We start from the raw sequence: 25,567 nt of genomic DNA, 5'->3' as shown, positions 1-25,567 counted from the left end.
AGACCCCGACCCGCCATGCTCGGCGGGTGTCCCGCGTCGCCGCCGTGCTGCTGGCCCTGGCCTGCGCCGGCTGCGCCGAGGAGGCCGGCACCCCGGACGCCTTCACCGGGCGCGACCCGCTGCCCGCCTGCCCCGTCCAGGTCCTCGGCCAGGGCGAGGGGATCGCCCCGGACGCCCTCGCCTGCCTGGACGCCGGCCGGAGCGTGGACGGCGCCGAGCTGGCGGTCACCCGTCCCACCACGGAGGGCGACCCGGTGACGACGTGGTACCGGGCGCGTCCCGGCGTGCCCGGCCTGGAGGTGTTCGTCGACGGCACCCGCGACCGGTTCGGCACCGGCGACTGGGTGCGGCTCGACTGCCCCGCCGCCACCGGCCCCGACGACGGCCTGGGCGGCTGCACCGAGACCGTCCTGGGGTGACGGCGGGTCAGGCGGTGCGGGTCAGCGTGGTCGCGTGCCCGCCGCCCGGCCACCGCCACACGCCGTCGTTGACCGTGCCGTCGGCGCTGAACCGGCCCTCGAAGCGCGCCCGCGAGCCCGTCCCGCCGGACCGGACGACGAGCAGGTCGCCCTCGATCCGGTAGGTGAGCTCGAGCAGCTCGCCGCGAGCGCCGAAGAAGTGCGACCGCAGCTCGCCGTCGTCGGCGTCGTAGCCGACGTACCCCACCCCGCGGTCGTGCGCGTCGCCGCGGTGCAGGTCGACGTGCTGGACCAGCCAGCAGCCGCCGTCGGCCCACTCGCAGCGGACCTCACCGCCGTGCCCGCCGGGGCCCGAGACGGTCCAGGTGCCCACGAGGCGGTCGAGGCTGCGCAACGCCACCGCGCGGGCGTCGAGGGCCTCCCAGGTGTCCACGGTCTCGGTGTCCACGGTCTCGATGTCCACGGTCTCGATGTCCACGGTCTCGGTGCCCACTCTCTCCTCCTGCGCTCGCTCGGCCCGGGTCGCGGGGCCACGGGGTGCAGACCGGTCCGCGGCCCCTCCCTCATCGGTGGACCCGCCGGGCTCAGCCCGGCCACCGGGGGCCGGCGGCGGCTACGGTCCCCCGCTGTGACCGCCGTCCCGCCGCGCCTGGACCGGGGCACGCACGTCGGCTACGCGGTGGGCTCCATCGGCACCGCCGCCTTCGGCACCGTCCCCGGCCTGCTGCTGCTCTACTACCTGACCGACGTCCTCGGCGTGGCCGCCGGTCTGGCCGGCCTGGTCGTGTTCGCGCCCAAGGCCTGGGACGTGCTGCTCAACCCGTGGATCGGCAGCCGCTCGGACCGCACGACCGGGCGCTGGGGACCGCGCCGGCCCTGGATGCTCGCCGGCGGGCTGGCGCTGCCGCCGCTGTTCGTCCTCGTCTTCGCCGGCCCGGGCGACCCACCGGCGCTGGCCGCGACCTGGGTGGCGGTGACCTTCCTGCTCGCGGCCACCGCCTACGGCTGCTTCCAGGTGCCCTACGTCGCCCAGCCGGCGGAGATCACCGACGACCCGGGCGAGCGGGCGACGCTGATGTCCTGGCGGGTGGCCGCGCTCGCGCTGGGCATCCTGCTCGCCGGGGCGGGCGCACCGGCGGTGGTCGACGCCGCCGGCGGTGGGCGCGGCGGGTACCTGGCGATGGCCGTGTTCGTGGCGGTGCTGCTCGCCGCCGGGATGCTCGGCGCGGTGGCCGGTACGCGGCGCGCGCCCACGCTGACCCGCGTCACCAGCGAGGGCCGGCTCGGCGCGACGCTGGTCGTCGCCTGGCGGTCCCGGCCGTTCCGGGTGCTGCTCACCGGCTTCGTCGTCCAGGCGCTCGGGATCGGCGTGATGCTCGCCGGCGTCCCCTACTACTCCGAACACGTGCTCGGCGACCCCGCGACCGGGTCGCTGCTGTTCGCCGCGCTGGTCGGCCCGGCGATCGTGGTCATGCCGGTGTGGCTGCGGGTCAGCCGCCGGCTGGGCAAGCGCACCGGCCTGCTGGTGTCCTCGGCACTGTTCACCGGCGGCGCCGCGGCGCTGGCGGTGGGCGACGCCGCCGGTACCGGGCTCGTCGTCGCGCTGGTCGTGCTCGTCGGCGTGGGCTACGCCGGCATGCAGATGTTCCCGCTGGCGATGCTCCCCGACGTCGTCGCCGCCGACGAGGCCGCCTCCGGACGGCGGCGGGCCGGCGTCTTCACCGGCGTGTGGACGGCGGCCGAGACGCTCGGCCTCGCCGTCGGCCCCGGCCTGCTCGGGCTGCTGCTGGCCGCGGCGGGGTACGTCTCCTCCGCCGGTGGGGACGCCGCCCAGTCCGACGGCGCGGTGCTCGCCGTGCGACTCGGGTTCTCCGTCGTCCCCGCGCTGTTCGTGCTCGCCAGCCTGCCGGTGCTGGCCCGCTACCGGCTCGACCCCGCCCCCACCCGTCCCGAGGAGGTCCCGGCGTGACGCCGCAGGAGGTGCTGGCCGAGCTCACCGCGCTGCAGGCCGGCGACGTGCCCACCCACGGGGGCTCGACGATGGCCTACGTCTACGACGCCGGGCTGGCCGGCCTGGAGGACCTCGCCGCGGCCGCGCAGGCGGCGTTCCAGTGGACGAACGCGCTGGACCCGACCGCCTTCCCCAGCGTCGCCCGCATCGAGGACGACCTCGTGGGCGCGGCGGCGGACCTGCTCGGCGGCGGGCCGGCGACGGTCGGCACGGTCACCAGCGGCGGCACCGAGAGCTGCCTGCTGGCGGTGCTGGCCGCCCGCGAGCGGTGGCGCGCGCGGGGCGGGTCGGGGCGGCCGCGACTGCTGCTGCCGGTCACCGCGCACGCCGCGTTCCGCAAGGCCGCGCACCTGTTCGATCTCGACGTCGTCGACGTCGCCGTCGACCCGCTCACCTGCCGCGCGCTGCCCTCCGCGGTGGCCGCGGAGCTCGACGCCCGTGCCGCCCTCGTCGTGGTCAGCGCGCCGTCCTACCCGCACGGGGTGCTCGACCCGGTCGGCGAGGTGGCCGCACTGGCCGCCGCCGCGGGCGTCCCCTGCCACGTCGACGCGTGCATCGGCGGCTGGGTGCTGCCCTTCCTCGACGACGTCCCCGAGCCCTTCGACCTGTCGGTGCCCGGCGTGACCTCCCTGTCGGTGGACCTGCACAAGTACGGCTACGCACCCAAGGGCGTCTCGGTGCTGCTCACCGCGGAGCCGGAGCTGCGCCAGGGGCACTGGTTCAGCACCGCCGGCTGGCCCGGCTACCCGGTGGTCAACCCGACGCTGGCCGGTACCCGCCCGGCCGGGCCCATGGCGGCGGCCTGGGCGGTGCACCGGTGGCTGGGCCGCGACGGCTACGCCGACCTGGCCCGGGCCACCCGCGCGGCCACCGTCGCGCTCGCCGAGGGCGCCGCCGCCATCCCAGGGCTGCGGGTGGTGGGGACGCCGGTGGCCACCCTGGTGGCGCTGGCGCAGGACGGGCCCGACGGCGTCGACGTGCTGAACCTCGCCGACGAGACCACCGCCCGCGGCTGGCTGCTGCAGCCGCAGCCCCCGTTCGCCCAGCCCGGCGGCGCCGACCTGCCCGCCACGCTGCACCTGACGGTCACCGGCGCCACGGCCGGCCGGGTCGACGCGCTGCTGGCCGACCTCGTCGACGCCGCCCGCGCGGCCGCGGCGCTGCCCCGCCCGGTCGCCGACCCCGACCTGGTCGCCGCGGCGGCGACGATCGACCCGGCCGCGCTGACCGTCCCCGAGGTCGACGCGCTGCTGGAGCTCGCCGGCGTCGGCGGCGGGCGGCTGCCGGAGCGGATGGCGCCGGTGCACGCCCTGGTGGCCGCGCTCCCCCGCCCGGTGGCCGAGCGGCTGCTCGCCGGCGTCCTCGACCTGGTCTACCGGCCGCGCCGGGCGGCGCCTACGCGATGACGCCCTGCTCGCGGGCGCAGGCGGCCACGGCCTCGGCGACCGCGGTGGCCACCCGCCGGTCCAGCGGGCTCGGCACCACGTGGCCGGGCGCGAGGTCGTCGCCGACGACGCCGGCGATCGCCCCGGCCGCGGCCAGCTTCATCTCCTCGGTGATCGCGGTGGCGCCGGCGTCGATGGCGCCGCGGAACACCCCGGGGAACGCGAGCACGTTGTTGATCTGGTTGGGCAGGTCGCTGCGCCCGGTGGCGACGACGGCGGCGTACCGCGCGGCCATCTCCGGGTCGACCTCCGGCGTCGGGTTGGCCAGCGAGAACACGATGCAGCCCGGCGCCATCGACGCGATCGCCGCCTCGGGCACCGAGCCGCCGGACAGGCCCAGGTAGACGTCGGCGCCGGCCAGCGCGCCGGTCATCGTGCCCGCGTGGCCGTCGGTGTTGGTGTGCTCGGCGAGCCACCGCTTGACCGGCGGGAGGTCCTCGCGGCCGGTGTGCAGCACGCCGCGGGAGTCGGCCACCGCGATGTCGCCCACCCCGGCCTCGAGCAGGATCTTCGTGCAGGCCACGCCCGCGGCCCCGGCGCCGGCGACGACCACCCGCAGGTCGCCGAGCCCGCGGCCGGTCACCGCGGCGGCGTTGCGGAGCGCCGCCAGGACGACGATCGCCGTCCCGTGCTGGTCGTCGTGCATGACCGGGATGTCCAGCCGCTCGCGCAGCCGCTCCTCGACCTCGAAGCAGCGGGGCGCGCTGATGTCCTCGAGGTTGATCCCCCCGAAGGACGGCGCGATGGCCACGACGGTCTCCACGATGGCGTCGACGTCGGTGGTCGACAGCACCACCGGCACCGCGGAGAGTCCGGCGAACTCGCTGAACAGGCAGGCCTTGCCCTCCATCACCGGCAGCGCCGCGGCCGGGCCGATGTCGCCCAGGCCCAGGACGGCGGTGCCGTCGGAGACGACGGCCACCACGCGCGGCGCCCAGGTGAAGCGGCGGGCGAGCGCGGGCTCGGCGGCGATGGCGCTGGAGACGCGCGCGACGCCCGGGGTGTAGGTGAGCGCGAGGTCCTCGCGGGTCTCGATCGGCCGCGTCGGGCGTACCGCGAGCTTGCCGCCCTCGTGCACCGCGAACGCCGGGTCGGCGGCGAAGCGGTCGGCGGTCGGTCCCGGGGTGCCCGTCCCTGCGCCCATGGGCCCAGCAGGGTAGTGCCGGACACCGGGTCGCCGCTCACCCCACCCCGTGGGGCGAGGCCGGGGCCCGCGGCGCTCGCTACCGTGCCGCCCGTGGAGATCCGAGAGCTCGCCGTGCCGGACAGCTACGTGCTCGACCTGGTGCCGCACGGCGACGACCGGGGCCGCTTCACCGAGTGGTACCGCGCCGACGTGCTCGCCTCGGCCACCGGACGGTCGCTGCCGCTGGCGCAGGCCAACCACAGCGTGTCCGCGCGCGGCGTGCTCCGCGGCGTCCACTTCGCGCTCGTGCCCCCCGGCCAGGCCAAGTACGTCTACTGCCCGGCCGGCCGGGTCCTCGACGTCGTCGTCGACGTCCGGGTCGGCTCGCCGACCTTCGGCGTGTCCGACGCGGTGCTGCTGGAGTCCGACCGGCCCCGCGCGGTCTTCCTCGCCGAGGGCCTGGGGCACGCGTTCGTCGCGCTGGAGGACGGCTCGTCGGTGACCTACCTCGTCTCCTCCGGCTACTCCCCCGGCCGCGAGTTCGGCGTCTCCCCCCTCGACCCCGACCTGGACCTGCCCTGGCCGGCCGACCTGGAGTACCGGCTGTCGGACAAGGACCGGGCCGCGCCGACCCTCGCCCAGGCCCGGGAGCAGGGCCTGCTGCCGACGATGGAGCAGTGCGCGGCCCACTACGCGCAGCAGCGCGCCGGCGTCTAGGACGGCGGCGGGGCCAGCCGGCCGGGCCGCGGCCGCAGCCGGGCCACGACGCGGCCGACGGCGACCGCGGGTCCGTAGGCGCGGCTGTCGTCGGTGACCAGCGGGTTGTCACCGCGGACGTCGACCGCGCCGTCGTCGAGCAGCCGGTGCACCCGCTTGACCACCAGCAGGTCGGGGCGGGACGGGAAGCGGGCCAGGACGACGTCGCCGACCGCCACCCGCCCGGGGCGCACCCGCCGCACCAGCAGCCGGTCGCCGTGCCGCACGGTCGGCGACATCGACGGGCCGGTGACGCGGGCGACCACCCACGCCGACGGCAGCGCCGCGGGCGGGCGCCGGCCAGGGCGGGGACTGATCACCGCGAGTAGGGTCGCAGACGACCTGACCATCGACTGACGGAGGAGAGGACATGCTGTTCAGCCGCGTGTTCTCCGCCGTGGAGGCAACCGCGCACTGCGACCTCCCGTGCGGCGTGTACGACCCGGCCCAGGCCCGCATCGAGGCGGAGTCGGTGAAGGCCATCCAGGAGAAGTACCAGGGCAGTGAGGACGAGGTCTTCCGCCAGCGCTGCGTCCTGATCAAGGAGCAGCGCTCGGACCTCGTCAAGCACCACCTGTGGGTGCTGTGGACCGACTACTTCAAGCCCCCGCACTTCGAGAAGTACCCGCAGCTGCACGAGCTGTTCAACAAGGCCACCAAGCAGGCCGGCGCGTCCGGCGGCAAGGGCAGCATGGACCCCGCGGAGGGCCAGAAGCTGCTCGACTACATCGCCGAGATCGACCGGATCTTCTGGGAGACCAAGTCCGCGGCCTGAACCCCGCACCAGCACGTCCCGACGGCCGGTGGGCGCCTCGCCCGCCGGCCGTCGGCGCGCCCGGGCACCGATGAGTCCCGACGGCGACGCCGGTCACCGCTCCCGACACCCCGATCACCGAGGAGACCTGCGATGGCCGTCCGGCTCAACCCCTACCTGCACTTCTCCGGCAACGCCCGCGAGGCGATGGAGTCCTACCGCTCGGTCTTCGGCGGCCACCTGGAGGTCATGACCTTCGGCGACATGGGCGGGGGCGGCGGCGAGTACCCCGACGACGGCGTCATGCACGCCTTCCTGCGCACCGACCAGGGCCTGGAGCTCATGGCCTCCGACGGCCACGACCCCGACGCCTGCGGGCAGGACGAGGTGTCGCTGTCGCTGTCCGGCGACGACCTCGGGCTGCTCACCGGCTGGTTCCAGGCGCTGGCCGAGGGCGGTGCGGTCGACGTCCCGCTGGCCGAGCAGGTGTGGGGCGACACCTTCGGGCAGGTGACCGACCGGTTCGGCATCCGCTGGCTGGTGAACGTGGCGACGCCCGGCGTGTGATGAAGGACCCCGCTGCCCCCCGCCGCTCGCACGCTCGCGACGGGCCCCTGCAGCGGGGCCGAGAGCAGCGTCGCCGCCCGGTACCGTCAGCCCTCGATGCGCATCGACCGGGCCGGGTGGCCCTTCATCACCGGACCCCTCGGGCCGGCGGCCGTGCTGGCCCTCGCCGGCGCGCGGACGGGGCGCCGCTGGGCCCGCGTGGCGGCCTGGCCGTTCCTCGCGCTGTCGGCCTACATGGTCCTGTTCTTCCGCGACCCCGACCGGCCCTGCGACCGCGAGGAGCCGCCGGCCGACGTCGTCGTGTCCCCCGCCGACGGCATGGTGATGGTCGCCGGGGAGCCGCAGGAGGGCGTCGCGCCCGAACCCGCGCCCCCGGGCGGCTGGCAGCAGGTCAGCGTGTTCCTCTCCGTCGTCGACGTGCACGTCAACCGCTCGCCCTACCGCGGCGAGGTCGTGCAGAGCTCCTACCGCCCGGGCAGCTTCCTGGCCGCCTACCGCGCGGAGTCCGCGCACCGCAACGAGCGCAGCGAGCTGTGGCTGCGCGAGGACCACCCGGGAGGCGAGCGCACCGTCGTCTTCCGGCAGCTGGTCGGGGTGCTGGCACGCCGCATCGTCACCCGCACCGGCGTCGGCCGGCGGCTGGCCACCGGCGAGCGCTTCGGCCTGATGAAGTTCGGCTCGCGGATGGACGTCTTCCTGCCCGCGGAGTGCACGATCACCGTGCGGAAGGGCCAGCGCGTGCGGGGCGGGGACACCGTCATCGCCCGCTGGCCCGCCGCCGGCTGAGCGCCCCCGTGCCCAGTTCGGCCTCGGGCGAGGGGCGGCCCACCACCCGGCGCACGGCGACCGTCGAGTTCGTCCGCGGCTCGGTCCGCGGCAGCCGCCGCCGCGCCCTCGCCACGCTGCCCAGCCTGTTCACGCTGGGCAACATGATGTGCGGCTTCGCCGCGATCCTGGTGTCCATCCGCGGGCAGTACACCCTCGCCGCGGTGCTCATCGGCCTGTCGGTGCTCCTCGACATCACCGACGGCGCCGTCGCCCGGCTGGTCGGCGCGGTGAGCTCCTTCGGCCTGCAGTTCGACTCGCTGGCCGACCTGGTCTCCTTCGGCCTGGCGCCCGCGCTGGTCGCCTTCACCCTGTTCTCCGAGGGCCGCGACGAGTGGGACCCGCTGGGCTGGGTGGTCTGCTTCCTGTGGGTGGCGTGCGCGGCCATCCGGCTGGCCCGCTTCAACACCACCGTCGACCCGACGGCGGACAAGCGGTACTTCACCGGCATGCCCAGCCCCGGCGCGGCCGGGGTGGTGCTGGCCTCGGTGTTCGCCTTCGGTGACCAGATGCAGGGCCGCGACCGGCTGTGGGTGCTGCTCATCGTCGCGGTCCCGGCGCTGCTCATGGTCAGCACCGTCCGGTTCCGCTCGTTCCGCTCGCTGGTCAGCCCGAAGAGCGGCCGCCCGTACGGGCTGGTCGCCGCCGCGGTGGCGCTGGTCGTCGGGTTCGCCACCGTCCCCGTCGTCACCGGCTGCGTGCTGGCCTACGGCTACCTGCTGGCCCCGGTCCTGGTGCCCCTGCTCGCACCCCTCGGCCGGCTGGTGCCGGCCCGCGTCCGGGAGGTCCTCACGTGACGGTGCGTCCGGTCGAGCCCACCGACGTCCCGGCCCTCGTCGGCCTGGTGCGCGAGCTCGCCGAGTACGAGCACGCCGCGCACGAGGTCCGGCTCACCGAGGAGCAGTTGCACGGCGCGCTGTTCGGTGACTCGCCCGCCCTGTTCGGGCACGTGGCGCTCGGCCCCGGCGGCGCCGTCGTCGGCACGGCGCTGTGGTTCCTGAACTTCTCCACCTGGCGCGGCACGCACGGCGTGTACCTCGAGGACCTCTACGTGCAGCCCGCCCACCGCGGCAGGGGCCTGGGCCGGGAGCTGCTGCGGACGCTCGCGGCCACCTGCGTCGAGCGCGGCTACGGCCGGCTGGAGTGGTCGGTGCTCGACTGGAACACCCCCTCCATCGAGTTCTACCGGGCCGCCGGCGCGGTCCCGGTGGACGGGTGGACGGTGTTCCGGCTGACCGACGACGCGCTGACCTCGTTCGCCGCCGACCGCCGCGACTGACCCGCCACCGGCGGCGTAGGGCAGGCTGGGCGCGTGGGAACCGAGCGTGGCCCGGCGGAGTGCTGGCTGACCGACATGGACGGCGTCCTCGTGCACGAGGGGCAGGCCCTCCCGGGGGCCGCGGACTTCCTCGCCCGGCTGGTCGACACCGGGCGGCGCTTCCTGGTCCTGACCAACAACTCGATCTTCACCCCGCGCGACCTCGCCGCCCGGCTGGCGCGCTCGGGCCTGCAGGTGCCCGAGGCGTCCATCTGGACCTCGGCCCTGGCGACGGCGGACTTCCTGTCCTCCCAGCTGCCCGGCGGGTCGGCCTACGTGATCGGCGAGGCCGGGCTGACCACGGCGCTGTACGAGGCCGGCTACACCCTCACCGACACCGACCCGGACTTCGTCGTCCTCGGCGAGACGCGCACCTACTCCTTCGAGGCCATCACCCGGGCGATCCGGCTCATCGGGGCCGGGTCGCGGTTCATCGCCACCAACCCCGACGTCACCGGCCCCTCGCCGGAGGGGCCGCTGCCGGCCACCGGCTCGGTCGCCGCGCTGATCACCGAGGCCACCGGCGCCAAGCCCTACTTCGTCGGCAAGCCGAACCCGATGATGTTCCGCAGCGCGATGAACCGGATCGAGGCGCACTCGGAGTCCACCGTGATGATCGGCGACCGCATGGACACCGACGTCGTCGCCGGGATCGAGGCGGGCCTGCAGACCATCCTGGTGCTCACCGGCTCCACCACCGCCGCCGACGTCGCCCGCTTCCCGTTCCGGCCCAGCAAGGTGCTCGACTCGATCGCCGACGTCGTCGACCTGGTCTAGGGAAGGACCCCCTTCTCCCCACCCCTCGCACGCTCGGGGCGGGCCCTGAAGGGGGCCGTCGCTCAACGCTCCAAGAACGCCAGCCGGGCCTCGGGCGTGGCCAGGAGGTAGAGCTCGGCCACCGCCAGGACGACGAGCGGGATGCCCAGCAGCGGCTGCCCGCCCGGGAACGCGGTGCTGTAGCCGAACAGGCCGAGCAGCAGCTGCAGCACGACCACCGGCCCGCGCGACCAGCCCGCCAGCCGTCGCAGCCCCGCCGCGGCCACTGCCAGCGCCACCCCGAAGAAGCCCACGTAGACGACCTCGGCCAGCGCCCGGCCGACGCTGTCGGGGTCGCTGGTGATCGTCAGCCACAGCAGGACCAGCGCACCGGCGAGCAGCAGCCCGGCCTCGACGGCGGCCACCACCGCCGCCCGGACGACGGCCCGCGGCGCCTCGGGACGGGGCGGGCGCGGCGGGCGCGCAGAGGGCTGCGCGGCACCGCCGAGGAGCCTCTCGGCCCTGCTCGGGCGGCGCGTCGCGTCCTCCTCCGTCACACCAGCGAGGCTACGCGTCAGCCGCCACGGCAGCCCCGCTCCGGACCGGTTGGGCGACCCGCGTGCTGGTTAGCTCACAGCCATGCGCGCGCTCGTGGTGGCCAACCCCGCGGCGACGACGACGACCGGCCGGGTGCGCGACGTGCTCGTCGGCGCGCTGGCCAGCGAGCTGAAGGTCGACCTCGCCGAGACGACCCACCGCGGGCACGGCCGGGAGCTGGGGCAGCAGGCGCTGGCCGACGGCTTCGACGTCGTCGTCGCGCTCGGGGGCGACGGCACGGTCAACGAGGTCGTCAACGGCCTGCTCACCGACGGGCCCGGCGCGCACGTGCCCACGCTGGCCGTCGTGCCGGGCGGCTCCACCAACGTCTTCTCCCGCGCGCTGGGCCGCTCGCGCGACCCGGTCGAGGCGACCGGCGAGATCCTCGACTCGCTGCGGTCGGGCCGGACCCGGCGGGTCTCCCTCGGCACCGCCAGCGCCACCGGGACCAGCACCGCCACGGTCCGCGGGGTCGACCCGGCCACCGCGGTGGCCGCGGCCGAGGTGGGCGCGCAGGTGCACCAGGAGTGGAGCGAGCCCCGCTGGTTCGTCTTCGCCGCCGGCATGGGCTTCGACGCCGACGTCATCGCACGGGTCGAGGCCGTGCGCGCCCGCGGCCGCCGGTCCACCGGCGCGCTCTACGTCCGCCAGGCCGGCCGAGCCTTCGTGCTGGGCCGCGAGCGCCGGCGCCCGGCCATGACGCTGGCGCTGCCGGGCGAGCCCGACCTCGACGGGCTCTTCCTGTGCCTGGTGTCCAACGTCAGCCCGTGGACCTACCTGGGCTCGCGCCCGGTCAACCCCAGCCCCGAGGCCTCCTTCGACACCGGCCTCGACGTCTTCGCGATGGGCCGGATGGGCGTCCTGCGGATGCTGCACCACTCGCGGCAGGTGCTGGCCCGCCGTCCCGACGCCCGCGGTCGCGGGGTGCACCGCCGCCACGACCTCGGCGAGGTCGTCCTCACCGCCTCCCGGCCCCAGGGCTGGCAGCTCGACGGCGACCACCTCGGCACCGCCACCGGGCTGCGCGTGCGCTCGGTGCCCGCGGCGCTGACCGTCGTCTCCTGACGAAGGACCTCCCTGCCCCCCGACCCTCGTCCGCTCGGGCCGGGACCCTGCAGGGAGGCCGTTCCAGGACGTCACTACGCACGTGTGGGGCGCGGTGTCAACGACCTCCGCAACCCCGAGTGGCGCCTCTAGCACGCCCGTGGTGAGGTTGCTCACGCGGGGTCAGACCACGACCGCCGCGCGCTTGACACGCCGTCCTCAGGTGAAAACATCGCGAGAGGAACGCAACCTGCCGGTAACAAGCGGCAGGCGGTCGCTGGAACGAGGCGCTGGGCAACCGGTGTCGCGCCCGCGCAGGCGGCCCGACGTCAGCGATCTGGAAGCCCCCTGAACGTAGTCGACACCGAGGAGTGCACCGACATGGACTGGCGCCACCGCGCCCTCTGCCGGGACGAGGACCCCGAGCTGTTCTTCCCCATCGGGACGACCGGTCCCGCCCTCGTGCAAGTCGAGCAGGCGAAGGCCGTGTGCCGTCGTTGCTCCGTCATGGAGTCCTGCCTCGACTGGGCCCTGCGATCCGGCCAGGACTCGGGCGTCTGGGGCGGGTTGTCCGAGGACGAGCGGCGCGCTCTCAAGCGCCGTCAGGCCCGCACCCGCGTCCGCGCCTGACCGACCCGCACGACGCGCCGACGAGGCCGGTCACCCGCTCCGGGTGACCGGCCTCGTCGCTGTGTCGGCCTACCGACGGGGGCGGCCGGCGCCGGGGAGCTCGAGCACGACCTCGGTGCCCGGCCGGCCCGGGCCCGGCGGCTCGGCGGGGGTGGCGGCGTGCAGCGCGCCGCCGAGCTCGCTGGTGACCAGCGTCCGCACGATCTGCAGCCCCAGCCCGTCGCTGGACGCCGGGTCGAACCCCTCGGGCAGCCCGCGGCCGTCGTCGCGGACGCGCACGACGAGGTCCTCGCCGTCCCGCTCGGCGACCAGCTCGATCGCACCGGGCGGCCCGTCGGGCGGGAAGGCGTGCTCCGCGGCGTTCTGCAGCAGCTCGGTGACCGCCATGACCAGCGGCGTGGCCGTCGCCGCGGGCAGCTCCCCGAACCGCCCGACCCGGCGGGTGCGCGCGGCCGGGCCGATGGAGGTCAGGTCGCCGAGCATGGGCAGCACCTGGTCGAAGACGTCGTCGACGTCGACGACGTCCTCCCGGCTGCCGGCCAGCGTCTCGTGGACGACGGCGATGGAGGCCACCCGCCGCACCGACTCCTCCAGCGCCGCCCGCGCCGCCGGCTCGGTCATGCGACGGGCCTGCAGCCGCAGCAGCGCGGCGACGGTCTGCAGGTTGTTCTTCACGCGGTGGTGGATCTCGCGGATCGTGGCGTCCTTCGTCAGCAGCGCCCGGTCGCGGCTGCGCAGGTCGGTGACGTCGCGGACGAGCACCAGCGCGCCCTCCTCGGCACCGGGCGCCTGCAGCGGCAGGGCACGCACCAGCAGCGTGGCGGTGCGCCCCTCGACGTCGGTGGGGTCGGGGAAGCGCCCGGCCACCGCGGCGGCGATGGTGGCCGCCACCGCCTCCCCCGCCACCCGGTCCGACGACGCCGCCCGCGTCACCTTCGCCAGGTCCGCGCCGGCCAGGTCGCCGGTGACGCCGAGCCGGCGGTAGGCCGACAGCGCGTTCGGGCTGGCGTAGACCGCGCGACCTGCTGCGTCCAGGCGCACCAGCCCGTCGCCCACCCGCGGGCTCATCTCGGCGTCGAGCAGCTTCTCCGGCGGGAAGGTGCCGGCCGAGACCATGAGGCAGAGGTCGGCGGCGATGTCGAGGTAGGTCAGCTCCAGCGTCGACGGCGACCGGGTGACGGCCAGGTTGGTGTCCTTGGCCAGCACCGCGACGACGACGCCGTCGTGCCGGACCGGGATGATCTCGCGGCGCCGCGGGGCCCGGCCCGACCAGTCCGGGTCGCCCTCGGTCACCGGCCGGCCCTCGCGGTGCGCCAGCCGGAACGGGTCGGCGTCGGCCCCGTCGGCCTCGCTGCCGACCAGGTCCTCGGGCTGGCTGGTGGGCGCGGTGAGCGGGCGGACCTGGGCGACGCACCACCACGCGCCGGTGCGCAGCGGCACCCACAGCGTCAGGTCGGCGAAGGCGAGGTCGGCCAGCAGCTGCCAGTCGGCCACGAGGCGCCGGGCGTGGTCGACCTGCGAGGGCGCGGTCGCCGAGCCGCGGCCCAGGCGTTCGGAGAGGGTGCTCATCGGGACCGAGCGTATGGCCCGCCCCCCTCCTAGGCTGGCCCCCCGTGGCCCTCCCCTCCCGCGACCTGACCCCGCTGACCGTCGAGGACGCCGTCCGCGCCGACTGGCCGGCGATCGCCGAGCTGACCGTCTCGGTGTACCGCGACGAGCGGCTGGCCTCCGAGGAGTACCTCGGGCAGCTGGCCGACGTCGAGCACCGGGCCGGCCGCTCGCAGCTGCTGGTGGCCCGCGACGGCGGGCGGGTCGTCGGCGCGGTCGCGCTGGTGCTCGACGGCGACTTCGGCGAGGTCACCGCCGGGGACGACGAGGCCGCCTTCCGGATGCTCGTCGTCGACCCGGCGGTGCGCGGCCGCGGCGTGGGCGAGTCGCTGGTGCGGGTGTGCCTGGACCGGGCCCGCGCGGCGGGCAAGCGGCGGGTGGTGCTGTCCACCGACCCGCGGATGACCGCCGCGCACCGCCTCTACGACCGGCTCGGCTTCACCCGGCTGCCCGGACGCGACTGGAGCCCGCGCCCGGGCATCGACCTGCTGGTCTACGTGCTGGAGCTCTGAGCGGCCGGCGCGCTGCCCGGCACCGCGACGCCCGCCGCGGCAGCGAGCGCGTCGAGCTCGTCGAGGACGTCGCGCAGCAGCACGTCGACGTCGGGCAGCAGCTCGGCGCAGGAGACCAGCCCCCAGTCGAGCCGGTCGAGGTAGCTCTGCACCGTGATGTTGAGCCCCTGCCCCTCGACGATCGTCGAGACCGGGAAGTAGTGCTCGAGGCGGGCGCCCGCCGCGTAGAGCGGCGTGCGCGGGCCGGGCACGTTGGAGATCACCAGGTTCCCCGGCGTGAGCCGCGAGCCCAGGCGCAGCCGGGCGCTCAGCCGCATCGCCCGCGCGAAGACCGCCGGCGGCGGGAACTCCGCGAAGTCGGTGAGCCGCTCGGCCGGCAGCGCCGAGAACAGCTCCTTGCTGCTGGCCATCGCCTCGTGCACGCGCCGGACCCGCCGCACGGGGTCGGGCTCGTCGGTAGGCAGGACGGCCGAGAGCATCGACACCCGGTTGGTCCAGCGGTCGGTCTCCTCCCCGGTCCGCACGGAGACGGGCACCAGTGCCACGAGCGGGTCGTCCGGCAGCGCCCCGCGCCGGTCGAGCCAGGTGCGCAGGCCACCGGCGCACGCGGCCATGACGACGTCGTTGACCGTGGCCCCCAGCGCCGACTTGACCTGCCGGACCACGTCGAGCGACGTCGAGGCGATGGCGAGCTTGCGGTGCGGGGTGATGGGCCCGTTGAAGGGCGTGCGCGGCGGCCGGACGCTGGGCAGGGGCGGGGGCTGGTCGGGCTCCTCGGGACGGGACCGGCCGAGGTTGAGCACCGTGCCGACCGGCCCGCGCAGGCTCCGCCGGACGTCGTTGGCCGCCCGCACCAGCACGGGGTTGCGCGTCGCCCGGCCGATCTCGCGGGCCGTGCGGGTGGCCAGCAGCACCCCGCGTGCGGGCTTGCGGGCCAGGCCGAGCGCGCCGCGCGCCAGCATCTCCAGGTCTCCCGGCGGCCGCTCGGGCGTCCAGGACTCCCCCTCGGGCGGCACCGTGCCGCCCTCGGGGCGGTCGTCGAGCATCAGCGTCATCAGCTCGACGCCGGAGGCACCGTCGATGGTGGCGTGGTGGACGATCGTCAGGATCGCGAAGCGCCGGTCGGGCAGGCCCTCGATGACGTAGGACAGCCACAGCGGCTTGCGCCGGTCCAGCGGCCGGGACACCAGGCGCCCGACGAGGGCGGCGAGCTGGTCGTCGGAGCCCGGCGGCGGGACGGCCGTGTGGCGCACGTGGAAGTCCAGGTCGAAGGAGGCGTCGGCCACCCAGTACGGGTGGTCCAGGCCCAGGGGGACCTCCGCCAGGCGCCGGCGCAGCGGTTCGAGCAGGTGCAGCCGCTGCTGCAGCTGCGCCCGCCAGGCGTCGTAGGGCCGGTAGTCGGGGTCGTCGGGGCGGGAGTAGATCGACACGCTCGAGACGTGGCCGAACTGGGCTGACGTCTCCAGGTGCAGGAACGCCGCGTCCAGTCCTGACAGCTGCTTCATCGCCCTGTCCTCCTCGGCTCGGCGGCGGGAACCGGCGGGGCACCCGGCCCCGTGGTGTGGGGAAGTGTGTCAGCCCTCACACTCTCCTGCAGGCGGTCGGCCGCCCCGCCGCGGGGTGGGGCACCCACCGTCGCCGGCCGTCGACGAGGACGAGGACGAGGACGACATGCGCACTGCCGCGCTCCCCACCCGGACGTCCCCTGGGGAGGCTCCCCCGTGGGAGGGCGCCTCGCCGCTCGCCACGCTGCTCGCCGCCCAGCGGCCGTGGCGCGAGGCGGCCGCCCTGCTGCGCTCGCCGGTGTGGCGCGGCCACGGCGTCCCGGACGGCGGCGGGCTGCCGGTGCTGCTCGTCCCCGGCTTCCTCGCCGGCGACCCGTCGCTGTCGCTGATGGAGAGCTGGCTGCGCAGGCGGGGCTACCGCACGTGCACGTCGCAGATCCGCGTGAACGTCGACTGCACCCGGCGGGCGGTGGAGCGCCTCGAGCGCCGCCTGGTCGACCTCACCGACCGGACCGGGCGGCCGGCGGCGGTCGTCGGCCAGAGCCGCGGCGGGCTGTTCGCCAAGCTGCTGGCGGCACGCCGGCCCGACCGGGTCACCGGGATCGTCACGCTGGGCAGCCCGAACGTCGACCACATGGCGATCAACCCGCTGGTCGCCGCGCAGGTCCGGCTGGTGGCCGCCCTCGGCGGCGCCGGCGTCCCGGGCCTGTTCGTCGACGACTGCCTGCAGGGCGGCTGCGCCGACCAGCTGGCCGACGAGCTGGACCGGCCGTTCCCCGCCGGCGTCCCGTACGTCTCGGTGTACTCGCGCGCCGACTGGGTGGTCGACTGGCACGCCTGCCTGGACCCGGCGGCCGAGAACGTCCACGTCGACTCCAGCCACGTCGGCATGAGCGTCCACCCGGAGGTCTACGAGCTCCTCGGGCGGCGGCTGGGCGCGCTGGCCCGGCGGGCGCCCTGAGCGGGCCGGCGCCGCTCAGGCGTCGGCGACGGTGGCGATGAGGTCGCCCTCCTGCAGCACCTCGCCCTCGACGACGTGCAGCTCCTGCACGACCCCGGCGCGCTCGGTGAGCACGGGGATCTCCATCTTCATCGACTCGAGGATCACCAGGGTGTCCCCCGCACCGACCTCGGCCCCCGGGGCGACGAGGACCTTCCACACGCTGGACACCATCTCGGCGTGGATCTCCTCGACCCTCACGCAGCACCCTCCTCGAGCCGGATGCCCCATCCAAGCAGGCCGCGTCCCCAGCAGGAGACGCACGGGACGGTCCTGTCAGGCGCCGGGCTCGGGGTCGCCGTCGGCCAGCCGCTGCAGCACCGCGCACACCTCCGGGCCGTCGTGCGGCACGCCGGTCTCGGGCAGGTCGGTGAGCGCGGCGCCGGCCGCGCGGGCGGCGGTGGCGGTGTCGGCCGCGCCGGCGCTGACGGTGGCCAGGAGCGCGTCGTACCAGGGGTCGAGCCGGTCACCCGGGTCGTAGCCGCTGACCGCGACCACCTCCGTCTGGCCGGCGGTGCCGCGCAACCGCCCGGCGCTGGGGAGCCGGCCGGAGACCCGGCCCGCCTGCCCCGGCGGCAGCGTGGAGCGCAGCTGCACCGCGACGGCGGCCCGCGGCGGGTGCTCCTCGACGGTGCGACGGCGGGGTGCGCGCTCCCCGGCGGCCGCGGCGAGCGCGAGGTCGACGGCGTCGACGCGGTGCGCCCGCTCGAGCACCGCCATGTCGAGGGAGAAGCCGGCCGCGACCTCGCCGAGCTCGCCGTCGGCGTCGACGCCGACGGTGACCAGCCCGCGCCAGCCGACCTCGGCCAGCCGCTTGGCGCCGACGGGCATCTCGCCGGGGGGCTCGGGCGTCCAGGACACGCGGGCGATGCCGGCGGCCCGGTCGCGGGAGACCGTCGTCGGGTAGCGCAGGCCCTCGTCGGTGACCAGCGCCAGCAGGCCGTGCTCGCTGGCGGGCTCGACGCCGTCGCCACCGAGCCGCTCGAGCACCTCGGCCGGCGGCCCGACCCAGGTGAGGCCGGCGGCGGCCACCTCGGCGGCCAGCGCCGCGTTGCCCGCCAGCGCCGGGGGCACGGGCAGGACGGCGCCGGCGCCGCTGCGGCGGGCGGCCTCGACGATCCGGTCGACGGCGAGGTAGGACTCGGCCGCCGGGGCGGGCCCGAGCAGCACGGCGTCGTCGGCCAGGCGGACGTGCCGCGCCGACCGCTCGGCGTCGGAGTAGACGGCGACGGCCTTCACGCCGAGCCGGGAGCAGGCCGTGATCACCGCACACGCGGCCGGCCCGCGTCCCGCCACGAGCACGCTCTCGATCCCGTGCTGCGCCACGCTCCCGGCCCTCCCCGTCCACCGTGCCGGGTCACCGTCGTCCCGGCCTGCCCCATCGTGCCTGCCGCCTGCGACACCCGCCGCACCGGCCGGGTCGCTCTCCCCCGCCTGTGGGACCCTGGGGACAGACCATCGGGCGACACCCGGCGCCCGGCACCCGACGACGAGGGAAGGAGGGCAGCGATGTCCAAGCGCGGACGCAAGCGTCGCTCCCGCAAGGGGAACAAGGCCAACCACGGCAAGCGCCCCAACGCCTAGGACCAGACGACGGCGCCCCGCTCCCGGATCTCCGGGGCGGGGCGCCGTCGTCTGTGCGGGTGGGTCTACGCCTCGTCGGCGGCCCAGTCGGTGCGCACGACCTCGGTGCGCACCTGCTCGACGCTGACGTGCGTGCCGTCCTCCTCGAAGGAGACGGTGGTCAGCTGCAGCTTGATCCGGTCGCGCAGGCCCAGCGGCGGCTTGTCACCGCCGCAGCGGCGGCGGACCAGCGCCTTGAACTCCTGCTCGATGCCGAACTGCCGCAGGCACGACGAGCAGTCCTCGAGGTGCTCGGCGATGACGGCGCGGCGGGCGTCGTCGGTCTCGTGGTCGAGGAACTCGAAGACGTGCGACAGGACGTCGTCGCACGAGTCCGCGTGCTCGTGCTCCGCGCTCACGACCGCCCCTCCTCACCGGCGCCGGCGCGGACGAAGCCGCGCTCGCGGGCGTAGTCGGCCAGCAGCCGCTGCAGGCCCCGCCGGCCGCGGTGCAGCCGGGACATCACCGTGCCGATGGGCGTGCCCATGATCTCGGCGATCTCCTTGTAGGCGAAGCCCTCGACGTCGGCGAGGTAGACCGCCAGGCGGAAGTCCTCGGGCAGCTGCTGCAGCGCCTCCTTGATGTCGGAGTCCGGCAGGTGGTCCAGCGCCTCGATCTCCGCCGAGCGCAGCCCGCTGGAGCTGTGCTCCTCCGCCGCGTAGAGCTGCCAGTCCTGCACCTGGTCGGTGGGGTACTGCTGCGGCTGCCGCTGCTTCTTGCGGTAGCTGTTGATGTAGGTGTTGGTCAGGATCCGGTACAGCCAGGCCTTGAGGTTGGTGCCCTCGGCGAACTGGTGGAACGCGGAGTAGGCCTTGACGAACGTCTCCTGGACCAGGTCCTCGGCGTCGGCGGGGTTGCGGGTCATCCGCAGCGCCGCCGGGTAGAGCTGGTCGAGGAAGGGCAGCGCGTCGCGCTCGAAGCGGGCGTCGCGCTCGGCACGGGTCTCGGCGGCCTCGGTGCGGCTGCCGCCCTCACGGGCCTCGGGCACCTCCACCGGCGCCCCGACCACCTGCTCGCGCGGGGTCTCGACCGACTCGACGGCGGGGTCCCCGCCCGGGGTCTCCTCAGGCACCGACCGTCCTCTCTGCGGCACCCGGAGGCGGGCCACCACGTCGGTCGATCCTAGTCGCGCGGCGTCGGGCCGGCCCGGGGGCCGCCGGCGCGGAGCCCGCGTGCGGGCACTGGAGACGGTGCTGGTCACGATCCCTGCAACGGCACCCCCCGGCGACGTCATTCCCCCGCCTCCCGAAGTCGGCGGCGGCCCGCCACGGCGGTCGCTACGCTCCCCGGCCGTGGCGGCGACCCCCGCGGTGCGGGCCCTGGAGAAGGCCCGGGTGGCGCACACCCTGCGCCCCTACGACCCCGCGCACCCGGCCGAGCAGGGTCACGGCGAGGCCGCGGCGGCCGCGCTCGGCGCCGACCCGCGGCAGGTGTTCAAGACGCTGGTCACCCGCGTCGACGGCACGCTGACCGTCGCCGTCGTCCCGGTGAGCGGGACCCTCGACCTCAAGGCGCTGGCCACCGCGGCCGGCGGGCGCAAGGCGGTCATGGCCGACCCGGCCGACGCCGAGCGGACCACCGGCTACGTCGTCGGCGGGATCAGCCCGCTGGGGCAGCGCAAGGCGCTCCCGACCGTCGTCGACGAGTCGGCGCTGGGGTTCCCCACGGTGCTGGTCAGCGCCGGCCGGCGCGGGCTGCAGGTGGAGCTGGCGCCGGCCGACCTGGTGCGGCTCACCCGCGCCCGCACGGCGTCCATCGGCCGCTGACCTGCGGCCGGCTCAGCGGTCCGGGGTGCCGTAGGGCGTCAGCAGCTGGTCGACCGGCGCGGCGTCGTCGGTGAGCACCCGCGCGTCGCCGGCGAAGGCGGCCACCTCGGCGCCGGAGGCGACCCGCCACTGCGAGTCCTGGGCGTGCAGCGCGTCGGCGAGGGCGGCCTCGTCCAGCGGCCGGTGCGCGCCGACGGCGACCAGGTTGCCGCCGTCCTCCCCCGCCAGCACCGGGGCCCGCGCCAGCAGCAGCACGTGCGGCCACACCCGCCGCATCGTGGCCAGCTCCGCGCGGACGAACCCCAGCGGCGGGTGGTCGATGAGGTTGGCGACGTAGACGCCGTCGCCGGTGAGCGCCCGGTCGACCAGCTCCAGCGCCTCCACGGTGGTCAGCTGCCAGGGCACCGACAGCCCGCCGAAGGCGTCGCCGACGACGAGGTCGCGCTCCCCCGCCGGCTCGGCGGTCAGCCCCACGCGGGCGTCGCCGACCCGCACCTGCAGGTCCTCCGACGTCTCCAGGCCGAGCTGCTCGCGGTCGATCGCGACGACGCCCGGGTCGACCTCCAGCACCCGGCTGGTGGTGCCGGGCCGCACGTCGGCGAGGTAGCGCGGCACGGTGAGCCCGCCGCCGCCCAGGTGCAGCGCCGACAGCGGCTCCCCCGGCGGGGCGATGACGTCGGTGACCGCGGCGATCGCGCGCACGTACTCGAACTCCAGGTACGTGGGGTCGGCGAGGTCGACGTAGCTGTGCCGCAGGGTGTCGAGCAGCAGCACCCGGCCGGTCTCCCGCTCGGGGTCGGCCACGACGCGGGCGCAGTGGTAGGAGGTCTCCGCCTCGCACGGCGTGGGCGCCACCGCGGCCAGCAGCGACCCGGCGACGGCGAGCAGCAGCAGCGCCGTCGGCAGCCGCCCCGCGCCGCCGGGCGAGCGGCGCAGCAGCAGCCACACGGCGACGCCGGCGGCGACGGTGACCAGCCCGGTGCCCACGAGGATGCCGCTGCTCGGGAACACCGCGACGAGCAGGAAGCCGGTGCCGAACGTGGCCGCGATCCCGCCGAGGGTGCCGATGCCCGACAGCTTCCCGACCACCGAGCCGGTCTCGGCCAGGCTGGCCAGCTGCAGCTTGACCACCATCGGCGGCACCGCCGAGAGCAGCGCGGCCGGCACCACGACCGCCACGGCCGCCAGCAGCAGCACGCTGCCGGCGTCGGGACCGGTGAACAGCGACCCGGTGAAGCGCACCAGCGGCAGGACGGCGACCACCAGCGCCCCGCCGGCGACCAGCAGCGGCGCGATGAGCTGCCGGGGGTCGCGGCGGTCGGCCGTGGCGCCACCGGCCCAGGCGCCGACGGCGATGGCGGCCAGCGCGAACCCGATGACCGCGGTGTTGGTCTGCAGGGTGATGCCGACGTAGGGCGCGATGAGCCGCAGCCCCACGATCTCGAGCACGAGCACCGCGCCGGAGGACAGGAAGGTCACCGCGGCCGCCACCCAGCCGGGCAGCGCGGCACCGGGCGGGCCGGCGGGGACGGGGGGGTCGGCGGGCAGCTCGGCCGGCCGGGTCGCGGGCGCGCGCTCGCTCAGGGCAGGACTCCTCAGAAGAGCGCCGGCTGGTCGGCGGGGGCGCTGGTGCCCTCCACCCGGGTCAGCAGCTCGGCGCCGTTGTTGCGGACGTTGTTGACCGCGGTGCCGACCGGGCGCAGCTCCAGCGCCTCGACCAGCTCCGGCGGGGTCGGCTCGGCCAGCGCCTCGACGTCGTCGCGGGCCGGGTCGAGCCAGTCGGCCCACCGCTCGCGCGGCAGCACCAGCGGCATCCGGTCGTGGATCTCGGTGAGCGCGCCGACAGCGGGCGCGGTGACGACCGTGCAGGTGTAGAGCCGGTCCTCGCCCTTGCCCCACACCTCGTAGAGGCCGGCCATGGCCAGCACCGACCCGTCGGCCGGGGTGATGAAGAACGGCTGCTTGGCCGGCGCGTCGAGCCGCTTCTGCCACTCGTACCAGCCGTCGGCCGGCACCAGGCAGCGCCGGGAGCGGGCCGCGGAGCGGAAGGCCGGCTTCTCGGTCAGCGACTCGACCCGGGCGTTGAGCAGCCGGTTGCCCACCGAGACGTCCTTGGCCCAGGAGGGCACCAGCCCCCACCGGACGGCGCGCAGCTCCCGGTGCCCGGCACCGGTCGGGCTGCCCTCGGCGTCCCGCTCGCGCTTGTGCCGCACGACGTAGACGTCCTTGGTCGGCGCGACGTTGTAGTCGGCCCGGAGCGGCTCCTGGCCCTCGGCGGGGACCGCCTCGAACTCGACCACGAGGTCCTCGGGACGGCGGCTGGCGGCGTAGCGACCACACACGGCTGGTCCTCCCGGCTGCTGTCGGGCCCGGACGGCGGGCCCGTCGCCGCCGACTCTAGGTGGGGGTGCCGACGGTGCGAGTGCCCCGGGCGGCGGCGGGTAGGCCGGGGTGGAGCCCCTGACGACGAGAGACGAGGATCACGCGCGTGACCGCGACCCAGAACCCCCCGCACGAGCAGCCGAAGACCGCCAGCGACTCCGGCGAGCGCCGCTACGCGACGGTCAACCCCTTCACCGGCCAGGTCGAGAAGGAGTTCGACTTCACCCCGACCGAGGCGATCGACGGGATCGTCGAGCGGGCGCACGCCGCCTACCAGCAGTGGCGGGAGCGCCCGATCGAGGAGCGCGCCGGCGTCGTCCGGCGGGCCGCCGAGCTCATGGACGAGCGCCGGGAGGACCTCGCGAGGCTCATCACCACCGAGATGGGCAAGCGGCACGAGGAGGCCACCGGCGAGCTGTACCTGTGCTCGATGATCCTGAAGTACTACGCCGACAACGGCCCCGGCTTCCTCGAGCCCCAGCCCATCCAGCCGCTGATGGGCAAGGGCGAGGCGGTCATCGAGACCCGCCCGATCGGCGTCCTGCTGGCCATCGAGCCCTGGAACTACCCCTTCTACCAGGTGGTCCGCGTGGCCGGCCCGAACCTGGTGCTGGGCAACACCGTCATCCTCAAGCACGCCGAGATCACCCCGCAGTGCGCGGTCGCCATCGAGCAGCTGTTCACCGACGCCGGCGCCCCCGAGGGCGTGTTCACCAACACCTTCCTGCGCATCGACGACGTCGAGCAGGTCATCGCCGACCCCCGCATCCAGGGCGTGACGCTGACCGGCAGCGAGCGGGCCGGCAGCGCCGTCGGCGCCCTGGCCGGCAAGTACCTGAAGAAGTCGGTGCTCGAGCTCGGCGGCAGCGACCCGTTCATCGTGCTCGACGCCGACGACATGGCCGCCACCGTCAAGGCCGCCACCATGGGCCGGATGCAGAACACCGGCCAGGCCTGCACCGCCTCCAAGCGGCTGATCGTCACCGAGGAGCTCTACGAGCCCTTCGTCGAGGGCCTCAAGCAGGCCTTCTCGACCTTCTCCCCCGGCGACCCGGCCGACCCGTCGACGTCGCTGGCCCCGCTGTCGAGCGAGCGGGCCGCGCAGGACCTGCACGCGCAGATCCAGGACGCGATCGACAAGGGCGCCACCGTCGTCGCCGGCGGCAAGCGGCCCGAGCACGACGGCGCCTTCGTCGAGGCGACGATCCTCACCGACGTCACCCCGGAGATGCGCGCCTACCGCGAGGAGCTGTTCGGCCCGGCGGCCGTCGTCTACAAGGTCAAGGACGCCGACGAGGCGGTCGCGCTGGCCAACGACAGCGACTTCGGTCTGGGCGCCACCGTGATGAGCAGCGACCTCGACCGCGCCCGGGCGGTGGCCGAGCGGCTGGAGGCCGGCATGGTGTGGATCAACCAGCCCACCGGCTCCTCCCCCGAGCTGCCCTTCGGCGGGATCAAGCGGTCGGGCTACGGCCGCGAGCTCTCCGAGCTGGCCGTGTTCGAGTTCGCCAACCGGCGGCTGGTGCGCACCGTGCCGGTCAAGAAGCCGCAGCAGCCCGTCGGCGGCTAGGCGGAGCGGTGGCGTCGTCCGGACCGGGCAGGATGGACCCGTGAGCTCGGTCTGGACGACGCCGCACCACGGCACACCCGTCGACGCCGTCGTCCCGCTGCCGGGCTCGAAGTCCCTCACCGCGCGGGCGCTGGTGCTGGCCGCGCTGGCCGGCGGGCCGAGCCGGGTCGTGCGGCCGCTGCGCGCCCGCGACACCGACCTGATGGCCGCCGGGCTGCGCGCGCTCGGCGTGCGCATCGACGAGGACGGCGACGACTGGCTGGTCGCCCCCGGCGCGCTGCGCGGCCCGGCCGAGGTCGACGCCGGCCTGGCCGGCACCGTGCTGCGGTTCCTGCCGCCGGTGGCCGCGCTGGCCACCGGCCCGGTCCGGCTCGACGGCGACCCGCGGCTGGGCGAGCGGCCCAACGCCGGGCTGCTGGCCGCGCTGCGCGACCTCGGCGTGCGGGTCGACGACGACGGCCGCGGCCGGGCGCCGTTCACCGTGCACGGCACCGGAGGGGTGCGCGGCGGGGCGGTGACCGTCGACGCGAGCGAGTCCTCCCAGATCGTCTCCGGGCTGCTGCTCGCCGCCGCCCGCTTCGACGACGGGGTCGACCTCGCCCTGGCCGGCGGGGTGCCGTCGATGCCGCACGTGGAGATGACCGTGACCGCGCTCGGTGAGCACGGGGTGGACGTGGTGGCCACCGAGCGCGGCTGGCGCGTCCTGCCCGGGCCGATCGCGCCGCGGGACCGGGTGGTCGAGCCGGACCTGTCCAACGCCGCACCCTTCCTCGCCGCCGCGCTGGTCACCGGCGGCCGGGTGACCGTGCCCGACTGGCCGGCGGTGACCACCCAGCCCGGGGCGCAGCTCGACCGGCTGCTGGGCGCGATGGGCGCCGAGGTCGAGCGCACCCCCGAGGGGCTGCGCGTCACCGGCACCGGCGGCATCGCACCGCTGGTGGCCGACCTGGGCGACGTCGGCGAGCTGACGCCGGTGCTCGCCGCGCTGTGCGCGCTGGCCGACGGGACCTCCCGGCTGACCGGGATCGGCCACCTGCGCGGTCACGAGACCGACCGGCTGCAGGCCCTCGACGAGGTGCTCACCGCCGTCGGCGCGCGGGTCGAGCAGCTCCCCGACGGGCTGGTGGTCGAGCCGGGTCCGCTGCGCCCGGCGCTGGTCGACTCCTACGCCGACCACCGCATGGTGCACGCGGCCGCCGTCCTCGGCCTCGCCGTCGACGGGGTGGCGGTCTCCGGGCCGGAGGCGGTGACCAAGACGCTGCCGGACTTCCGCGAGCGCTGGGACCGGATGCTCGGCACCGGCGTGCCCGGCGCGACGGCGGGAGCGGGCTCCTGAGCCGCCGGCACGACAGC

General features: G+C 75.9%; 30 protein-coding genes. 18 read left to right on the top strand and 12 right to left on the bottom strand.

Annotated elements, in window-relative coordinates; translation table 11 throughout:
* The first annotated feature begins 26 nt into the window (after positions 1-26).
* The gene (locus CHC04_RS03010) at positions 27-419 is read left to right on the top strand and encodes a hypothetical protein (protein WP_089402371.1); all 393 of its coding nucleotides are present in this window, start codon (positions 27-29) and stop codon (positions 417-419) included.
* Between the two features lie 7 nt (positions 420-426).
* Here the strand turns inward: CHC04_RS03010 and CHC04_RS03005 are convergent, their stop codons facing one another.
* Positions 427-912, bottom strand: coding sequence for a hypothetical protein (locus tag CHC04_RS03005; protein ID WP_089402370.1), 486 nt, complete (start codon positions 910-912; stop codon positions 427-429).
* Between the two features lie 135 nt (positions 913-1,047).
* Here CHC04_RS03005 and CHC04_RS03000 point away from each other — a divergent pair, with 135 nt between their 5' ends.
* Positions 1,048-2,388, top strand: a complete 1,341-nt coding sequence (locus CHC04_RS03000; RefSeq protein WP_089402369.1) for an MFS transporter — start codon at positions 1,048-1,050, stop codon at positions 2,386-2,388.
* The gene (locus CHC04_RS02995) at positions 2,385-3,836 is read left to right on the top strand and encodes a pyridoxal phosphate-dependent decarboxylase family protein (RefSeq protein WP_089402368.1); all 1,452 of its coding nucleotides are present in this window, start codon (positions 2,385-2,387) and stop codon (positions 3,834-3,836) included. Before CHC04_RS03000 ends, CHC04_RS02995 begins: the two co-directional genes overlap by 4 nt.
* Here CHC04_RS02995 and CHC04_RS02990 read toward each other — a convergent pair.
* Positions 3,826-5,019: an NAD(P)-dependent malic enzyme gene (locus CHC04_RS02990; protein WP_089402367.1), complete on the bottom strand. Its 1,194-nt coding sequence runs from the start codon at positions 5,017-5,019 to the stop codon at positions 3,826-3,828. The genes CHC04_RS02995 and CHC04_RS02990 overlap by 11 nt on opposite strands.
* Positions 5,020-5,112: 93 nt before the next feature.
* Here CHC04_RS02990 and CHC04_RS02985 point away from each other — a divergent pair, with 93 nt between their 5' ends.
* Complete coding sequence (locus CHC04_RS02985) at positions 5,113-5,718, top strand: dTDP-4-dehydrorhamnose 3,5-epimerase family protein (protein WP_089402366.1); 606 nt, start codon at positions 5,113-5,115, stop codon at positions 5,716-5,718.
* Here the strand turns inward: CHC04_RS02985 and CHC04_RS02980 are convergent.
* Positions 5,715-6,077 (bottom strand): S26 family signal peptidase, encoded by a 363-nt coding sequence (locus tag CHC04_RS02980; RefSeq protein WP_245816941.1) that lies wholly within the window; start codon positions 6,075-6,077, stop codon positions 5,715-5,717. The two genes, CHC04_RS02985 and CHC04_RS02980, sit on opposite strands and share 4 nt — an antisense overlap.
* Positions 6,078-6,127: 50 nt before the next feature.
* Here CHC04_RS02980 and sodN point away from each other — a divergent pair, with 50 nt between their 5' ends.
* The 6 genes from sodN (at position 6,128) to CHC04_RS02950 (ending at position 9,998) form a co-directional block, all read left to right on the top strand.
* Positions 6,128-6,532, top strand: a complete 405-nt coding sequence (gene sodN / locus CHC04_RS02975) for a superoxide dismutase, Ni (protein ID WP_089402364.1) — start codon at positions 6,128-6,130, stop codon at positions 6,530-6,532.
* A gap of 132 nt (positions 6,533-6,664) precedes the next feature.
* The gene (locus CHC04_RS02970) at positions 6,665-7,078 is read left to right on the top strand and encodes a VOC family protein (RefSeq protein WP_089402363.1); all 414 of its coding nucleotides are present in this window, start codon (positions 6,665-6,667) and stop codon (positions 7,076-7,078) included.
* A 96-nt stretch (positions 7,079-7,174) separates the two neighbouring features.
* On the top strand, positions 7,175-7,864 hold the full coding sequence (locus CHC04_RS02965) for a phosphatidylserine decarboxylase (protein ID WP_089402362.1): 690 nt from the start codon (positions 7,175-7,177) through the stop codon (positions 7,862-7,864).
* Positions 7,865-7,872: 8 nt separating this feature from the next.
* Positions 7,873-8,700 carry a CDP-diacylglycerol--serine O-phosphatidyltransferase gene (gene pssA, locus CHC04_RS02960; RefSeq protein ID WP_089402361.1) on the top strand — a complete coding sequence of 276 codons (828 nt, stop codon included), beginning with the start codon at positions 7,873-7,875 and terminating at the stop codon, positions 8,698-8,700.
* The gene (locus CHC04_RS02955) at positions 8,697-9,182 is read left to right on the top strand and encodes a GNAT family N-acetyltransferase (protein WP_089402360.1); all 486 of its coding nucleotides are present in this window, start codon (positions 8,697-8,699) and stop codon (positions 9,180-9,182) included. The genes pssA and CHC04_RS02955 overlap by 4 nt, the downstream gene beginning before the upstream one ends.
* Positions 9,183-9,215: 33 nt before the next feature.
* Positions 9,216-9,998, top strand: coding sequence for an HAD-IIA family hydrolase (locus tag CHC04_RS02950; RefSeq protein WP_217897141.1), 783 nt, complete (start codon positions 9,216-9,218; stop codon positions 9,996-9,998).
* Between the two features lie 62 nt (positions 9,999-10,060).
* Here the strand turns inward: CHC04_RS02950 and CHC04_RS02945 are convergent, their stop codons facing one another.
* Positions 10,061-10,534, bottom strand: coding sequence for a hypothetical protein (locus CHC04_RS02945; protein ID WP_089402358.1), 474 nt, complete (start codon positions 10,532-10,534; stop codon positions 10,061-10,063).
* A gap of 82 nt (positions 10,535-10,616) precedes the next feature.
* Here CHC04_RS02945 and CHC04_RS02940 point away from each other — a divergent pair, with 82 nt between their 5' ends.
* Positions 10,617-11,639, top strand: coding sequence for a diacylglycerol/lipid kinase family protein (locus CHC04_RS02940; RefSeq protein ID WP_089402357.1), 1,023 nt, complete (start codon positions 10,617-10,619; stop codon positions 11,637-11,639).
* 360 nt (positions 11,640-11,999) lie between these two features.
* Positions 12,000-12,248 carry a WhiB family transcriptional regulator gene (locus tag CHC04_RS02935; protein ID WP_089402356.1) on the top strand — a complete coding sequence of 83 codons (249 nt, stop codon included), beginning with the start codon at positions 12,000-12,002 and terminating at the stop codon, positions 12,246-12,248.
* A 69-nt stretch (positions 12,249-12,317) separates the two neighbouring features.
* Here the strand turns inward: CHC04_RS02935 and CHC04_RS02930 are convergent, their stop codons facing one another.
* A complete protein-coding gene (locus CHC04_RS02930; RefSeq protein ID WP_089402355.1) occupies positions 12,318-13,817 on the bottom strand; it encodes a sensor histidine kinase in 1,500 nt (499 codons plus the stop codon).
* A 44-nt stretch (positions 13,818-13,861) separates the two neighbouring features.
* On the opposite strand from CHC04_RS02930, the gene CHC04_RS02925 reads away from it, so the two are divergent.
* On the top strand, positions 13,862-14,368 hold the full coding sequence (locus CHC04_RS02925; RefSeq protein WP_245816940.1) for a GNAT family N-acetyltransferase: 507 nt from the start codon (positions 13,862-13,864) through the stop codon (positions 14,366-14,368).
* Here CHC04_RS02925 and CHC04_RS02920 read toward each other — a convergent pair.
* Positions 14,350-15,873: a WS/DGAT/MGAT family O-acyltransferase gene (locus tag CHC04_RS02920; RefSeq protein ID WP_089402354.1), complete on the bottom strand. Its 1,524-nt coding sequence runs from the start codon at positions 15,871-15,873 to the stop codon at positions 14,350-14,352. The genes CHC04_RS02925 and CHC04_RS02920 overlap by 19 nt on opposite strands.
* A 166-nt stretch (positions 15,874-16,039) precedes the next feature.
* On the opposite strand from CHC04_RS02920, the gene CHC04_RS02915 reads away from it, so the two are divergent.
* A complete protein-coding gene (locus CHC04_RS02915; protein WP_141233675.1) occupies positions 16,040-16,834 on the top strand; it encodes an esterase/lipase family protein in 795 nt (264 codons plus the stop codon).
* Positions 16,835-16,849: 15 nt separating this feature from the next.
* Here the strand turns inward: CHC04_RS02915 and CHC04_RS02910 are convergent, their stop codons facing one another.
* Together CHC04_RS02910 and CHC04_RS02905 are read right to left on the bottom strand one after the other, a co-directional pair.
* Entirely contained in the window at positions 16,850-17,074 is a 225-nt protein-coding gene (locus CHC04_RS02910) for a biotin/lipoyl-binding carrier protein (RefSeq protein WP_217897140.1), read from the bottom strand.
* A 75-nt stretch (positions 17,075-17,149) separates the two neighbouring features.
* Positions 17,150-18,199: a biotin carboxylase N-terminal domain-containing protein gene (locus CHC04_RS02905; protein WP_089402352.1), complete on the bottom strand. Its 1,050-nt coding sequence runs from the start codon at positions 18,197-18,199 to the stop codon at positions 17,150-17,152.
* 183 nt (positions 18,200-18,382) lie between these two features.
* Here CHC04_RS02905 and CHC04_RS25465 point away from each other — a divergent pair, with 183 nt between their 5' ends.
* Entirely contained in the window at positions 18,383-18,457 is a 75-nt protein-coding gene (locus CHC04_RS25465; RefSeq protein WP_014377707.1) for a 50S ribosomal protein bL37, read from the top strand.
* A 65-nt stretch (positions 18,458-18,522) separates the two neighbouring features.
* Here the strand turns inward: CHC04_RS25465 and rsrA are convergent, their stop codons facing one another.
* Together rsrA and CHC04_RS02895 are read right to left on the bottom strand one after the other, a co-directional pair.
* On the bottom strand, positions 18,523-18,855 hold the full coding sequence (gene rsrA, locus CHC04_RS02900; protein ID WP_089402351.1) for a mycothiol system anti-sigma-R factor: 333 nt from the start codon (positions 18,853-18,855) through the stop codon (positions 18,523-18,525).
* Positions 18,852-19,568 (bottom strand): sigma-70 family RNA polymerase sigma factor, encoded by a 717-nt coding sequence (locus tag CHC04_RS02895; RefSeq protein WP_281252182.1) that lies wholly within the window; start codon positions 19,566-19,568, stop codon positions 18,852-18,854. Before CHC04_RS02895 ends, rsrA begins: the two co-directional genes overlap by 4 nt.
* A 220-nt stretch (positions 19,569-19,788) precedes the next feature.
* On the opposite strand from CHC04_RS02895, the gene ybaK reads away from it, so the two are divergent.
* A complete protein-coding gene (ybaK, locus tag CHC04_RS02890; protein WP_089402349.1) occupies positions 19,789-20,262 on the top strand; it encodes a Cys-tRNA(Pro) deacylase in 474 nt (157 codons plus the stop codon).
* Between the two features lie 12 nt (positions 20,263-20,274).
* Here ybaK and CHC04_RS23875 read toward each other — a convergent pair whose 3' ends face one another.
* On the bottom strand, positions 20,275-21,741 hold the full coding sequence (locus tag CHC04_RS23875) for a fused MFS/spermidine synthase (protein WP_245816939.1): 1,467 nt from the start codon (positions 21,739-21,741) through the stop codon (positions 20,275-20,277).
* A 116-nt stretch (positions 21,742-21,857) separates the two neighbouring features.
* The gene (locus CHC04_RS02880; RefSeq protein ID WP_089402347.1) at positions 21,858-22,604 is read right to left on the bottom strand and encodes an SOS response-associated peptidase; all 747 of its coding nucleotides are present in this window, start codon (positions 22,602-22,604) and stop codon (positions 21,858-21,860) included.
* A gap of 146 nt (positions 22,605-22,750) precedes the next feature.
* Between CHC04_RS02880 and CHC04_RS02875 the strand changes: the two genes are divergently transcribed.
* Complete coding sequence (locus CHC04_RS02875) at positions 22,751-24,214, top strand: NAD-dependent succinate-semialdehyde dehydrogenase (protein ID WP_089402346.1); 1,464 nt, start codon at positions 22,751-22,753, stop codon at positions 24,212-24,214.
* 40 nt (positions 24,215-24,254) lie between these two features.
* Positions 24,255-25,550 (top strand): 3-phosphoshikimate 1-carboxyvinyltransferase, encoded by a 1,296-nt coding sequence (gene aroA, locus CHC04_RS02870; protein ID WP_089402345.1) that lies wholly within the window; start codon positions 24,255-24,257, stop codon positions 25,548-25,550.
* Positions 25,551-25,567 lie beyond the last annotated feature (17 nt).

Origin of the sequence: Geodermatophilus saharensis, assembly GCF_900188205.1 — a bacterium.
In the GTDB taxonomy this organism is placed as follows: Bacteria; Actinomycetota; Actinomycetes; order Mycobacteriales; family Geodermatophilaceae; genus Geodermatophilus; species Geodermatophilus saharensis.
Note: the sequence above shows the minus strand (reverse complement) of the source record. Positions and strands in the feature narration are given on the sequence as shown.

Bases quoted from the DNA above. Each gene is read 5' to 3' on its own strand.
- sodN (WP_089402364.1), top strand. From the start codon at position 6,128: ATGCTGTTCAGCCGCGTGTTCTCCGCCGTGGAGGCAACCGCGCACTGC.
- CHC04_RS02920 (WP_089402354.1), bottom strand. From the start codon at position 15,873: ATGAAGCAGCTGTCAGGACTGGACGCGGCGTTCCTGCACCTGGAGACG.
- CHC04_RS02935 (WP_089402356.1), top strand. From the start codon at position 12,000: ATGGACTGGCGCCACCGCGCCCTCTGCCGGGACGAGGACCCCGAGCTG.
- CHC04_RS02965 (WP_089402362.1), top strand. From the start codon at position 7,175: ATGCGCATCGACCGGGCCGGGTGGCCCTTCATCACCGGACCCCTCGGG.
- CHC04_RS02970 (WP_089402363.1), top strand. From the start codon at position 6,665: ATGGCCGTCCGGCTCAACCCCTACCTGCACTTCTCCGGCAACGCCCGC.
- CHC04_RS02990 (WP_089402367.1), bottom strand. From the start codon at position 5,019: ATGGGCGCAGGGACGGGCACCCCGGGACCGACCGCCGACCGCTTCGCC.
- CHC04_RS02930 (WP_089402355.1), bottom strand. From the start codon at position 13,817: ATGAGCACCCTCTCCGAACGCCTGGGCCGCGGCTCGGCGACCGCGCCC.
- CHC04_RS02940 (WP_089402357.1), top strand. From the start codon at position 10,617: ATGCGCGCGCTCGTGGTGGCCAACCCCGCGGCGACGACGACGACCGGC.
- CHC04_RS02915 (WP_141233675.1), top strand. From the start codon at position 16,040: ATGCGCACTGCCGCGCTCCCCACCCGGACGTCCCCTGGGGAGGCTCCC.